Here is a 13179-nt window from a genome sequence, read left to right on the forward strand (position 1 = left end):
CCAAAAATCGCGTTTGGCAACTGTCAGCGCGATTTTCTGAATGTCAGATTAAGGCGAAACGGACCCAGTTTTTCATCCGCGCCACGCTTCAGGGCGAGTATGCCATGATAGAAGAGACGTGACGGTCCACCCCACACAACCACGTCACCATGATGCAGGATATATTTCGCAATCGGGTCGGTTCTCTTCAGTCCGCCGAATTGGAAAGTCGCGGGCAGACCAAGCGACACTGAAACAATCGGATTGTTGAAATCCTGTTCGTCCTTGTCCTGATGCAATGAAAGTTTCGCACCCGGTTCATAACGATTGATGAGGCAGGCATCCGGCTCAAAATCAGGATAGCCAGCTTCACGGGCAGCGCTTTGGGCAAGCGCGCGAAACGCATCCGACATCGCAGGCCAGGGCAGTCCGGTTTCCGGGTCGTCGGTACTGTAACGATAGCCGGTCCGGTCCGTGACCCAACCGAATTCTCCGCAATTTGTCATCGCAACCGACATGCGATACCCGCCGGGAGTGGTCATGTGCCGAAAAGGCGCGGCAGCGGAAACATCGGCCACAGCTTTCAGGACAGCATCTTCGCTTGGAAGCGCAAAGCCGCGTAGAAGCACGGCACCGGGCGCCAGAATTTCACGTGGTTCAATCTGCTCGAAAAGGTCTTTCATAAAAGCTTTCTAGCATGAGTTGGGAAGGCCGCCTCCCGAAACCTGCTTTCAAACCCGAGATAGGCGCGGGGCCGGTAAAAACCTGGGCCGAATCAACCCGGATAGCCGCATTTTTCCGGCGCCATGAGAGGTCGCTTCAGGTGCCCAACATCACTTGATAAGCATCATTAGAAGAGAAGTTCTAAGACTAAAATCCAATTTTGTATATATATGTATAGACAACTTATAAAAAAGATGGTCCTATGCTGGGGAGACCACAAAAAATTGCTAAACATTAGAGCCAGAACAAGTAGAAGTTCGGGCAAGAATATTGTTTTGCCAAAGGTCCGCAGGGGAACATGATGCAGGTTTTATCGCTTTTCGACCTTAGCGGGCGTAAAGCGCTGGTTACCGGTGCCAGCCGGGGACTGGGACAGGCTATTGCCGAAGCACTCGCCTCGGCTGGTGCCGATGTTGCCATTACAGCGCGCAAGTCCGACGACCTCTCCGAAACGGCATCCCGTATCGCCGCCCATGGCCGCACCTCGGCAACTCTTTCTCTCGATGTGCGCGACGTCGCGGCCTGTGGAGCCGCTGTCGCGCAAGCGAAAGGTGCTCTCGGCGGCCTCGATATTCTCGTCAACAATGCAGGTTATGAAGAAATCCGTCCCTCGCTCGATGTGGACGAAGCGCTCTGGGATCGCATCGTGGCGACCAACCTCAAAGGCGCGTTCTTTTGCGCGCAGGCCGCCGCCCGCCACATGACAGAGAGCGGGAAGGGTGGAGCGATCATCAATCTGTGCTCGCTGACCTCCTATGTCGGTGTGCCAACCGCCGCTCCTTATGGTTCTTCCAAATCCGGTCTCATGGGCATGACCCACGCTTTGGCCACCGAATGGGCGCCTTCCGGCATCCGCGTCAACGGCATTGCGCCGGGCTATTTCCGCACTGCCATGACGGATGTGTTTTACGAGAACGACGACTGGCAAAAGACAATGCTGGGCAAGATTCCACAGGGCCGTTTCGGCGCTATGGAAGATGTTGCGGGCGCCGTGGTGTTTCTGGCAAGCGCCGCATCGTCCTATGTCACGGGGCAGGTGATCCCCATCGACGGCGGCTATCTCGCATCAATCTGATATTCTCAAGGGAAACATCAGCAGATTGCGAAACAGGATTGAAATAACTTCATAAAGCACCTTCCGGTACTTTGACTGAAATGGGAAACAACGATGAATACAACCGAAACCGGAACTGGCCGTAAAGTCTCCAACGGACCGGCTGCCGTATCGGTCAACAATGTCAGCATGATCTATAACGGCTTCCATGCCGTGCGTGCGGCATCTTTCGATCTCGCCAAGGGCCGTTTTCTGACCATTCTCGGGCCATCCGGCTCCGGCAAGACGACGCTTCTCCGCCTCATCGCCGGTTTCCAGAAACCGAGCATCGGTGAAATATTCATCAACGATGAAGCTGTCAGCGCCGTGCCGCCGCACAAGCGCTCCATCGGCATGGTTTTCCAGAAGCTCGCACTTTTCCCGCATATGACGGCAGCCGAAAACGTCGCGTTTCCGCTGAAAATGCGCCGCTTCGATGCGCGTTCGATCCCTGAGCGGGTGGAACGCTATCTCGACCTCGTTCGTCTGAACGGCCTCGGCGGACGGCGCGTGCACGAGCTTTCCGGTGGCCAGCAGCAGCGCGTGGCCATCGCGCGCGCGCTCGTTTTCGAACCGGACCTGCTTCTGCTCGACGAACCTCTGGCGGCCCTCGACCGCAAGCTGCGCGAGGAAATGCAGCTCGAATTCCGCCGTATCCAGCGGGAACTCGGCGTCACGACCATCAATGTCACCCATGACCAGCGCGAAGCGCTCGTCGTATCTGACGAAATCATCGTCATGGATGGCGGTGAAATCCAGCAGATGGCGCAGCCATCCGAGACCTATCGCAACCCGTCCAACGCCTTTGTGGCGAACTTCATCGGCGTCACCAATTTCATTGCCGGCAAGGCATCGTCGCTCGACGGCAATCTCGTGCGGGTCGATGCAGGAATGGCTCTGGTAGGCATGGCAGGCGAGGGGCGCGGACCGGTTGCCGCCAACGCAAATGTCTCGTGCGCAATCCGCGCCGAACAGATCCGCATCGGCGGCAGCGCCGCAGCGCATGCGGAACTCGATACCGTGCTTGAAGGCATTGTTACGGATGCGATCTTCGAGGGCGAACGCATCGTCTATGAATTGCGGGTTCCTGCCTTGGGAAACGTATTGATGCGCGTCTTCGACCACGATCCCATCGGCCATAGCCAGTTTGCAGAGGGTGAAACCGTGCATCTTGGCTGGAACGCCCGCGATCTCATCGTCTTTGCCGCATGAACTGAAACGTTACGGGGAAACTCCAGAGGAGAAACAAAATGAGCAATCTGAAGAAGCCTTTTCTGATACTCGACCGCCGCCGCTTCCTGCAGAGCGCAGGTGCTTTTGCCGCCGCAGCCGGCACGACATCGCTCGGCCTGTCGCGCGCATTTGCTGAAGAACCGGCCAAGCCGAAGGAACTGATCGTGCGCGCCTGGGGTGGTAGCTGGGTGGACGCGCTGAAAGCTGGCGTATCCGATCCCTTTACCGCCAAGACCGGCATTTCCATCCGTCACGACCTGACGGAAGACAACGAAATCCAGCCGAAGCTCTGGGCTGCGGTCGCGCAAAAGCGTGTTCCGCCGATCCACGTCAACTGGGATACGACCACCAATGCGACCAAATCGGCATTGCGTGGCGTGACGGAAGACCTGTCGGACCTGTCCAATCTCAAGAACACGACCGATCTTGCCAAGCCGGTTGGTCTCGACGGCTATCCGATCGTCAACACATATGGCTATGTCTATGTGCTGGCCTATCGTCCGGAAGCCTTCCCTGATGGCCCGCCGAAGTCGTGGCACGCTCTGCTCGATCCGAAGTTCAAGGGACGCATTGCGCTCTATAATGATGGCATCGGCTTCCACTTCCCGGCGCAGGTTGCCGGTGGCGGCAAGCTGGAAGACATTCCGGGCAATATGCAGCCCGCATGGGATTTCATCACCAAGGTGAAGCAGCAGCAACCGCTTCTCGGCGAAGACCCGGATTTCACCACCTGGTTCCAGAAGGGTGAAATCGATCTGGCCTGCACCATTTCCACCAATGCGCGCGAAGCCCAGAAGAACGGCGTCAAGATCGACTGGACCGTTCCGGAAGAGGGCGCGAAGTTCGACACAGACGGCCTTTGGATTCCAAAGGGCCTGCCGGAAAACGAGCTTTATTGGGCCAAGGAATATATCAACTTCGCGCTTACCAAGGATGCGCAGCAGGTCTGGCTCGACGGCCTTGGTCTGCCGGGCGTCGTGCCGGGCCTGACCCCGCCCGCCGATCTGGTGAACGATCCGGCCTATCCGACCAAGGACGAGGATTTCAAACACCTCATCCGTATTTCGGCAAAGGTGCAGGTGGAAAACGAGAGCGAATGGTTCTCGAAGTTCAAGGCCATCATGCAGGGCTGATCCAGCTCCTTGAAAAACAAGACGGGTCGCCCGATAGGGCGATCCGTGTGCCCGGCATCTTCGGGCAAACATTTCGGACAAACATTCAGGAATTGAAACATGCGAGCGGCACGCACTGCCTATCCCATGACATGGCGCATCATGGACGCGCTGGAAGCAATCGCAGCCTTTTTATGGCCCGCGCGGTTCAATCGCGCCGTGCCTTATCTGATGCTGCTTCCGGCGATTGTTCTGGTCGGGCTGCTGGTGCTTGGCCTGATCCAGATCGCGGATACCAGCCTGCGCACGCTCGACACCTCGACATTCCTGATGTCGGACTATTACACGCTCGCCAATTACAAGCGCGCGCTGACGGAAAGCCTCTTTGCAACCGTGGCATGGCGCAGCCTGTTCGGCTCGCTCGTCGTGACCGCATTCACGCTTCTTCTGGCATTTCCCTATGCCTATCTCATGGTGCGCACGCCATCGGCTGCATTGCGCAAATTCCTGCTGATCGCGCTGTTCCTGCCCTTCTTCATCGGTCAGGTCGTGCGCGCCTATGGCTGGCTCATCATTCTCGGTAATCAGGGCATGGTCAACGAGGCGCTTGGCTTTGTCGGCATCGCGCCCATGCGGCTGCTCTATAATTATCCGGCGGTTCTGTTCGGCCTCATCCAGTATATGCTGCCATTCGCCGTGCTGATGCTTGCACCGGCGCTGACCGCCATTCCGGAAGAAATGGAAGCGGCGGCAAGCTCGCTGGGTGCAAACTGGCTGCGGACCTTCGCCCATGTTGTCCTGCCCATGGCCCGCCCGGGCCTGATCGGCGCGGGACTGGTGGTGATGACGCTGTCGCTCACTGATTTTGCCGTACCGGCCATTCTGGGCGGCGGATCGCAGGATTTCATCGCCAATGCGATCTATGACCAGTTCTTCCGCACATCCGATCAGGGACTGGGCGCAACGCTTGCGCTGCTTCTGGTCGGCGTCGGTTCCATCCTCGTCGGGATCGTGTTCACGCTGTTCGGGGCTGGCACGCTTGCCATGGGGAGGGCGCGCAAATGACCTCGCCACTGTCAAAATCCATCGTCATATGGACGTTTGTTATCGCCGTTCTGGTGCTGCTTTCCGCACCGACCATTGTGGTGCTTGGAGCCTCCTTCACGTCCGGCAACATGATTACCTTTCCGCCGGAAGGGTTCTCGCTGAAATGGTATCAGAAGATCGCCGGAACGAGCGACCTCTGGGATGCATTTCTGCGCTCGCTCTACGTCTCCTTCATCTGCACTATCGTCGCCATTCCGGTCGGAACGCTCGCTGGTATAGCGCTGGCGAAATATGCCGTGCGGTTTGAAAAGACAATCCAGATTTATCTGCTGCTGCCCTTTACCATTCCGCTGATCGGTTCTGGCATCGGTCTCATGCTGATCTTCGGTCAGGCTGGCATTCTGGGCCAGCTCTGGCCGGTAGGGATTGCAGCCTGCGTCATCAATCTGCCTTTCATGATCTGGGCGGTGACCGCAAGTGCCGCCAATCTCGATGCCGATCTGGAACTTGCCGCCGCCAATTGCGGGGCAGGGCCAATCTCGACTTTCTTCTTCGTCACACTGCCGGTCGTCGTGCCGGGCGTCATCAGCGGCTCGCTTCTGATGTTCATTTTGGCGCTGAACGAATTTCTGGTCAGCCTGCTTCTGGTCGACGCGCGCATCGTGACGCTGCCGGTGCAGATTTATAATTCAATCCGGTCAATCATCACGCCCGACCTTGCGGCCATCTCCGTCGTGTTCATCGCCTGTGCCGCTGCCGCCATCTTCCTGCTCGACCGGCTGGTCGGGCTCGACATCTTCCTCAAATCGAAATGACGGGTTGCGCCACCACCGCAACCAGCAAGGAGCCGATCATGTCCGATGTTTCTTTTCACGAACTGGCTAAACTGGACGACGCAGCGCGCGCCGAACTTCTCAAGCGCTCGGAAACCGACCTGTCCGGTTTTATTGAAAAGGTGAAGCCGATCATCGAAGCCGTTCGCACAGAAGGCGACGCGGCGCTTGTCCGCTTTGCGCGCGATCTCGACAAGGCTGAAGTCGATCCGGCCAATATCAAGGCGACGGAAGCCGAGTTCGATGCCGCTTTCGACAAGGTGGAAAAGGACGTGATCGAGGCCATCCAGTTCGGCATCGATAATATTCGCCATTTCCATGAGGAACAGAAGCCGGAGGCCATGTGGCTGAAGGAAATGCGTCCCGGTGCCTTTGCGGGCGACCGTTTCACGCCGATCCGTTCCGTCGCGCTCTATATTCCGCGCGGCAAGGGGGCGTTTCCGTCCGTCACCATGATGACCGCAGTTCCGGCTGTGGTTGCTGGCGTGCCTGATCTTGCCATCGTCACTCCGCCGACGCCGGATGGTTCCGTCGATGCCGCAACGCTCGTTGCAGCACGCCTTGCCGGTGTGGAAACCGTCTACAAGGTCGGCGGCGCGCAGGCAGTCGCTGCCGTCGCCTATGGCACGGAAACAGTGAAACCGGCGCTCAAGATCGTCGGCCCCGGCAGCCCATGGGTGGTTGCTGCCAAGCGCCTGCTCGGCGGCGTCATCGATCCCGGCCTGCCTGCGGGACCTTCCGAAGCTGTCATTTTCGCCGACGACACGGTGAAGGGCGGGCTTGTGGCACTCGACCTCCTGATCGAGGCGGAACATGGCCCGGATTCGTCGGCATGGCTCGTCACACATAGCCGCCGCGTGGCGGAAGAAGCGCTGGCTGCATTGCCGGACCATTGGGCGCGCATGACCGAACAGCGCGTCGGCTTCTCCAAAACCGTGCTTACCGGCAAATATGGCGGCATCGTCCTGACGTCGTCGGTTGAAGAAAGCTACCAGTTCATCAATGATTACGCGCCGGAACATCTGGAGCTTCTTTCAACCGATCCGTTTGCGCATCTCGGCCACATCACCGAAGCTGCCGAAATCCTGATGGGACCACATACGCCGGTCGTCATCGGCAATTTCGGCCTTGGTCCGAACGCCGTGCTGCCGACCAGCCGCTGGGCGCGCACCTATGGTCCGCTTTCGGTTACGGATTTCGTCAAGCGTTCGTCCATCGGCTATGTGACGGCATCCGCCTATCCGGAATTTGCAAAACATGCCCGCACACTGGCGCGTTACGAAGGGTTCTCCTCACACGAGAACGCCGTGTCGGAAATCCGCAAGGATTACCTCTAGAAAGAGCCGGGGAGGCTGACGATGAAGGCTGTGCGGCTCTATGCGACGAAGGATTTGCGGGTCGAGACAATCGACCCGCCGACGCATCTGGAGCCGGGCTGGGTCCGGCTGAAAGTGTCGGCCGCCGGTATCTGCGGCTCCGATCTCCATAATTTCATGACCGGGCAGTGGATCAGCCGTTCGCCTTCGGTCGCAGGCCATGAATTTGCAGGTGTAGTGACGGAGATCGGTGCTGGCGTGACCGGCTTCAAACCCGGCGATACGGTGATCGCGGACTCCCGCTACTGGTGCGGCGAATGCCCGTCCTGCAAAAGCGGCAGGCACAATGTCTGCGAAACGTTGGGGTTCATCGGTGAAGTCTGCGATGGCGGTTTTGCCGAGGAGACAGCACTTCCCGCCCGGCTCCTCGTTCATTACGATCCGGCCATCAACCCGGTGGTCGCCGCCATGGGCGAGCCGCTTTCGGTGGCGCTACACGCGATCCGCAAGCAGCGCGTGCCGTCGGGCGAAGCGGTTCTCGTTGTGGGTTGCGGGCCAATCGGCGGGCTTGCAGCGCTTCTTCTCTCCCGCCTGCATGACGGTCCTATACTGGTCTGCGACCGCAACGACCAGCGCGCCGAGCTTGTTTCGACTGTCACCGGCGCAATCAAGGTACCGCTCGACAAGTCGGCAATTGAAGCTGCACTTGATGGCCGGCCAATCCGCTACGCCATTGATGCCACCGGCAATATCAGCGTCCTCAGGGCAACGCTCAACGTGCTTTCCGGCGGCGGCTCGCTGGCACTGGTCGGTATATCCCATGGCAAGATCGAGCTTGATCCGAATAGTCTGGTCGAGCGGGAGATAAGCCTGATCGGCTGTCATGCCTATCAGGACGAACTGCATGAAATTGCAAAACTTCTGCCGGATATTGAGGCGCCGCTGTTACAGCTTGTCGACCGGGAAATCTCGCTCGATGAGGTTCCGGCCGCCTATGCCCGGCTGATAGCCGGTGAGGCGAACGGCTTGAAAACGATCTTACGGACAGGAATGTGACCCATGGGTGCTGGCGACAAATCGGAACCCCATCATACCGCCGGCATTGAACTGCCCGAAACCGCCGGGCCGCTCTATGAGAAGGTCAAGGCGCAGGTGCTGGACAACATCCGCTCCGGTCGCTGGCCCGGCAATCACCGCCTGCCTTCAGAACATGAGCTGGTGGATGCGCTCGGCATTTCACGCATGACCGTCAACCGGGCCCTGCGCGAACTGACCGATCAGGGCATATTGAAGCGCATTCAGGGCGTTGGCACTTTCGTTGCACCGCCAAAGCCGGAAACGACGCTGATCGAAGTCGTCAACATCGCCAATGAAATCAAGGCGCGGGGCGGACAGCACAGCGCCGAGGTCGTCACCCTCGAAATCATCGAGCCGACGCCCGGTCTGCTCAATGCGTTCGAGCTGCGCAAGAGCATTCCCATCGCCCATTCGCTGATCGTGCATCTCGAAAACGATGTGCCGGTGCAGCTTGAGGAGCGGTTCGTCAATACAAGCCTCGTGCAGCACTACGAGTTGCAGGATTTTCGGGCTATCACGACATACGACTATCTCCAGAAAAGTACCCCGATGACCGAGGTTGAGCAGGTCATTTCGGCAATCACACCAGACGCAGAAATTGCCCGCCTGTTGCGTCTCGACGATGGGGCTGCCTGTGTGCTTCTGGATCGCCGGACATGGACAGGCGAGACGGTGGCGACCGTCAACAAGCTGATCTACGCCGGTAACCGCTACCGTCTCGGCAGCCGTTACAAGCCTGAAATCTATAGATAATCCAAACCACTTCGTAATGATCACATTTATCTGACCCGGTGTTTTTCACCGGCTGTGTTGACATTTGCTGATTCTCGTAACATCTATTGTTACATGAAAAGAGACAGCAAATTATCGGGCGTTCTGCACGTCCTTCTTCACATGGCGGAACATAAAGGACCGGTCACGTCTGAGGTTCTTGCCAAAGCCATGACCACCAATCCGGTCGTCGTGAGACGTGTCATGGGCGGTCTGCGCGAGCAGGGCTATGTTCGCTCGGAAAAGGGACATGGCGGCGGTTGGGAAATAGCCTGCGACCTCAACAAGGTTACCCTGCGTGACATTTACGAAGCCATCGGGGAACCGGCGCTTCTCGCCATGGGCAACCGCACGGAAATGCCAGGCTGTCTGGTGGAGCAGGCAGTCAATGCTTCACTCAGCAAGGCATTTAGCGACGCCGAGAACCTTCTTCTGGAGCGTTTTGGCGAGGTCACGCTTGCCATGCTGAGCGCAGATTTTCATCAGCGCGCACTGGAGCGCGGCGTAACATTCGATCTGGAGAGCAATCATGCATCATGATGCAATCATTATCGGCGGCAGCTTCGCTGGCTTGTCTGCGGCAACCTATCTGGCGCGCGGCAGACGATCTGTCCGCGTGATCGACGCCGGAAAACCGCGCAACCGTTTTGCCGAACATTCGCATGGTTTCTTTGCGCAGGACGGCAGCAACCCGCTCTCCATGCTGGAAACGGCGAAGGCACAGGTCGAAGCCTATCCGACCGTGACCTTTACGCAAGGCAAAGCCGTTTCCGGTAGTGGCGAAACCGACAATTTTACGATCGAACTCGATAGCGGGGAGGTCGTTGAGGGACGCAGACTGATCCTTGCTTTCGGCATATCGGATGAGCTGCCGGATATTCCCGGCCTCGCGGAGCGATGGGGAAATACCGTCATTCATTGTCCCTATTGCCACGGCTATGAATTCAGCGACCGGCAGCTTGGTGTTCTCAATATGTCGCCAATGTCGGTGCATCAGGCCATGCTGATCGCGGAATGGGGACCGACAACTTTCTTCATCGATAAGGGACTGGAACCGGATGCAGAGACATTCGCAGAACTGGAACGGCGCGGCGTGACGATCGAACACAGCCTAGTCAGTGCATTGCACGGCGAGGGGGGCGACATTTCAGAGGTCGAGCTTGAAGATGGGCGACTGGTCCCACTCAATGCGCTTTACATCGGACCACGCAATCGGCTGAACAGCCAGATTGCCGACACGTTCGGCTGCGCAATGGATGAACTGCCGCTCGGCAGAACGATACAGACAGACGGGCTGAAGACGACAACGGTTCCCGGAATTTTTGCAGCAGGCGATATTACTCGCGGCGCGCACAGCGTCGCCTGGTCTGTGGCTGATGGCGTGACGGCAGGAACTGCGGCGCATCGATCCCTGGTGTTTTAGCCTCCCAATTTGTTGCATTCCGGCTACATAGGCGCTCTCGTCTGCAGTCGTCATATATCAGCCTCTTGCTTACGCGCTCCAGTCCTGCAAATTCAACGTTCGTGGCCCTTTCCGCAGCGGGGATTCTTGGGCCGGATCGAGGAATCCATGGACACCGGGTCAGTTAGTTCAAGACCGCTCGCGGGCATTGCTCTTGCTTGCGGCGGTTACTCTTGTTTCGCCCTTCAGGACGCGATGGTAAAATGGCTCGTGGCGATCTATCAGGTGCCGCAGATATTGTTCATGCGCAGTCTGGTGATCGTGCTCATTACCGGCGTGCTGATACGTTATCGCCGTCATCCATCGATTTTCCGAAGCCCTTATCGCAACACCGTCGTTCTGCGCGCAGCACTTATGCTTGGCGCGTGGCTGCTGTTCTACAATGCAGCCCGCCATCTGGAGCTTGCAGAACTGACCACGCTTTATTTCTCAGCACCGATCATGGTCATGTTCCTGTCGATCCTCGTCCTCAAGGAGAAGATCGGACCGGGAAGATGGATCGCTTGCGCCATCGGTTTCATCGGCGTAACGGTTGCTGCGAACCCGACCCATTCGCCCAATCTTATTCCCGCCGCCATGTGTATCGTGGCGGGTTTCTGCTGGGCATGGAGCACGATCCTGATCCGGCTTGTCAGCCGCAGCGAAACCACGATGACACAGATGTATGCGACCAGCCTGTTGTTCGGTCTGGCCTGTGCACTGTCCTTTCCGTGGACATGGCAGGACCCTGATCTCAACGGCTGGCTTCTGATGATCTGTCTGGGGCTTGTATCAACCCTTGGCCAGTTCCTTCTTTATGAAGGGTTTCGCCACGCACCCGCCTCGGCGCTGGCGCCCGTAGAATATAGCGGGCTGATCTGGGCCTTTATCTACGGCTATCTCATCTGGGCGGAAGTTCCGGCAGCAAATGTATTTGCCGGTGCATTCCTGATCGTGCTGGCAAGCCTGCTGCTCATCGCCTGGGAGCAACGGCAGGCAAACCTGCGCAAGCGCCGCGCCCCTTGTTGAGAGCCCGTTCCAAAATTCGCCCTGTGTGGCTGTATCATTAGAGCGCCGATCTGATTGGATCAGATCGGCTTATGCTCCAGAGCGAAGTGTCAGGCCGTTTTGGCCATATGCCCGAGAGGCAGCGGGAACAGTCTGTCATATGCGATGTTGAACACGAACGCATAGACCAGATAGAAGACGACAATCGCTATATCCATCACGAGAGCGGTAATCAGCGAAATTCCCAGATACCAGGCGATGAACGGGATCAGAAGCACGATCAATCCTGCTTCGAAGAGGATTGCGTGAAGAACCCGGACGGCCATGCTCTTGTTGACGCTACCGGTGAAGCGCAGCATCGCCTTGTCAAAGCCCAGATTGAACAGAAAATTCCACACGGTTGCGGTGGTTGCCGAAACAACCCCGATGACGCCCATCTCTGCTGCAGGCTTGTCCAGAATGAAGGCGGAACCGGGTATGAAGATCGCCAGACCGATGATTTCAAACATCGTTGCGTGGCGGACACGGTCCATAAAACTGCGCATTTCCTTTAATCCCTGTTGTTAATGCGCGTGCTTCTATCTTATTATGCCAATAAGAAAAGTTAGATATTATCTGGATTTGCGATAGATGAGTATCGAACTGGAGCAGCTCGAGGCCTTTGTGGCCTCTGCGGATCACGGATCATTCTCCGCCGCCGCGCGATATTTGCGCAAGGCGCAGTCTGCGGTCAGCGTGCTGGTTTCCTCGCTGGAAGATGATCTCGACGTCAAGCTGTTCAGCCGTGCATCCCGCAATCCGGTGTTGACAGAGGCGGGCGCAAGGCTGTTGCCGGAAGCGCGGTTGCTGCTTGCAAGGCGCGAACATCTGATTTCCGTCGCCAGAAATTTCGGCGATCATGTAGAAAGCCGTCTTGTAGTCGCAATCGACGAGCTTTACCCCGAACCGGCCATCGCGACGCTGTTTGCAGCCTTTGCGCAGGAGTTTCCGCACGTCGAGCTTGAGCTGACCTTCCCACCCTCAACCGCGATAAGCGGGCTTGTGCTGGAAGGAAAGGCAGACCTTGGCGTCATGTGGCGCGCCGAGCAGATGCCGGATGAGCTTGGCTTCCATACCATCGGCTGGGTGCCTCTCGTGCTGGTCTGCGGGCGCGAGCATCCGCTGGCGCATAATGCGGTCAGTTGGGAAGATTTGAGGTCGTTTCGCCAGATCATGGCCCGAAAGCATAGCGATACGGCTGAAAGCCGCCGTCTGCGGGTCGGTGCCGAGGTCTGGTGGGTGGAAAGCCACTGGGTCATCCTGCAAATCCTCACGCGAGGGATCGGCTGGGCGTTCATTCCCGAACATATCTTGCAGGATTCGCCGCTGGCGCCGGAGCTTGTCATTCCGAAACTGCAGTTCGATGAAGGTGCGCATCCGGTCGCGCTTGAGCTAATCTGGAACAAGCGGCGACGGCAGGGGCCAGCCGCCCAATGGCTGCAGGAGCGCTTTGCCAAGAGCCGCTTTTGAACTTTTGATAAAGAAGATGCAAAGGGCAGGGAATGAC

At 57.8% G+C, this 13179-nt stretch carries 14 protein-coding genes; 12 read left to right on the forward strand and 2 right to left on the reverse strand.

The genetic code is table 11. The features are described 5' to 3' along the window. Positions 1–23 precede the first annotated feature (23 nt). Positions 24–662, reverse strand: coding sequence for a DNA oxidative demethylase AlkB (gene alkB, locus F9K94_RS14800; protein WP_151646536.1), 639 nt, complete (start codon positions 660–662; stop codon positions 24–26). Positions 663–1003: 341 nt separating this feature from the next. On the opposite strand from alkB, the gene F9K94_RS14805 reads away from it, so the two are divergent. From F9K94_RS14805 to F9K94_RS14855, 11 genes are all read left to right on the forward strand, one after another. Beyond that, positions 1004–1777 (forward strand): SDR family NAD(P)-dependent oxidoreductase, encoded by a 774-nt coding sequence (locus tag F9K94_RS14805; protein WP_151647672.1) that lies wholly within the window; start codon positions 1004–1006, stop codon positions 1775–1777. Positions 1778–1870: 93 nt separating this feature from the next. Then, the gene (locus F9K94_RS14810) at positions 1871–3007 is read left to right on the forward strand and encodes an ABC transporter ATP-binding protein (protein WP_061345319.1); all 1137 of its coding nucleotides are present in this window, start codon (positions 1871–1873) and stop codon (positions 3005–3007) included. 38 nt (positions 3008–3045) lie between these two features. Continuing rightward, entirely contained in the window at positions 3046–4161 is a 1116-nt protein-coding gene (locus F9K94_RS14815; RefSeq protein ID WP_151646538.1) for an ABC transporter substrate-binding protein, read from the forward strand. A 99-nt stretch (positions 4162–4260) separates the two neighbouring features. Next, positions 4261–5205 carry an ABC transporter permease gene (locus F9K94_RS14820; RefSeq protein WP_151556918.1) on the forward strand — a complete coding sequence of 315 codons (945 nt, stop codon included), beginning with the start codon at positions 4261–4263 and terminating at the stop codon, positions 5203–5205. Next, positions 5202–6002, forward strand: a complete 801-nt coding sequence (locus F9K94_RS14825) for an ABC transporter permease (RefSeq protein ID WP_006468850.1) — start codon at positions 5202–5204, stop codon at positions 6000–6002. The genes F9K94_RS14820 and F9K94_RS14825 overlap by 4 nt, the downstream gene beginning before the upstream one ends. Positions 6003–6040: 38 nt before the next feature. Then, positions 6041–7357, forward strand: coding sequence for a histidinol dehydrogenase (gene hisD / locus F9K94_RS14830; RefSeq protein WP_151646540.1), 1317 nt, complete (start codon positions 6041–6043; stop codon positions 7355–7357). A gap of 21 nt (positions 7358–7378) precedes the next feature. Then, positions 7379–8392, forward strand: a complete 1014-nt coding sequence (locus F9K94_RS14835; protein WP_151646542.1) for a zinc-dependent alcohol dehydrogenase — start codon at positions 7379–7381, stop codon at positions 8390–8392. 3 nt (positions 8393–8395) lie between these two features. After that, complete coding sequence (gene hutC / locus F9K94_RS14840; protein WP_061345323.1) at positions 8396–9166, forward strand: histidine utilization repressor; 771 nt, start codon at positions 8396–8398, stop codon at positions 9164–9166. Between the two features lie 93 nt (positions 9167–9259). Beyond that, positions 9260–9724 (forward strand): Rrf2 family transcriptional regulator, encoded by a 465-nt coding sequence (locus tag F9K94_RS14845; RefSeq protein ID WP_061345324.1) that lies wholly within the window; start codon positions 9260–9262, stop codon positions 9722–9724. Continuing rightward, the gene (locus F9K94_RS14850; protein WP_151646544.1) at positions 9714–10607 is read left to right on the forward strand and encodes an NAD(P)/FAD-dependent oxidoreductase; all 894 of its coding nucleotides are present in this window, start codon (positions 9714–9716) and stop codon (positions 10605–10607) included. The genes F9K94_RS14845 and F9K94_RS14850 overlap by 11 nt, the downstream gene beginning before the upstream one ends. 147 nt (positions 10608–10754) lie before the next feature. Next, complete coding sequence (locus F9K94_RS14855) at positions 10755–11654, forward strand: DMT family transporter (protein ID WP_151646546.1); 900 nt, start codon at positions 10755–10757, stop codon at positions 11652–11654. Positions 11655–11743: 89 nt separating this feature from the next. Here F9K94_RS14855 and F9K94_RS14860 read toward each other — a convergent pair whose 3' ends face one another. After that, entirely contained in the window at positions 11744–12178 is a 435-nt protein-coding gene (locus tag F9K94_RS14860) for a PACE efflux transporter (protein ID WP_061345327.1), read from the reverse strand. An 85-nt stretch (positions 12179–12263) separates the two neighbouring features. Between F9K94_RS14860 and F9K94_RS14865 the strand changes: the two genes are divergently transcribed. Beyond that, positions 12264–13142 (forward strand): LysR family transcriptional regulator, encoded by an 879-nt coding sequence (locus F9K94_RS14865; RefSeq protein ID WP_061345328.1) that lies wholly within the window; start codon positions 12264–12266, stop codon positions 13140–13142. The last annotated feature ends 37 nt before the right edge of the window (positions 13143–13179 follow it).

Source organism: Brucella tritici (genome assembly GCF_008932285.1).
Lineage (GTDB): Bacteria > Pseudomonadota > Alphaproteobacteria > Rhizobiales > Rhizobiaceae > Brucella > Brucella tritici.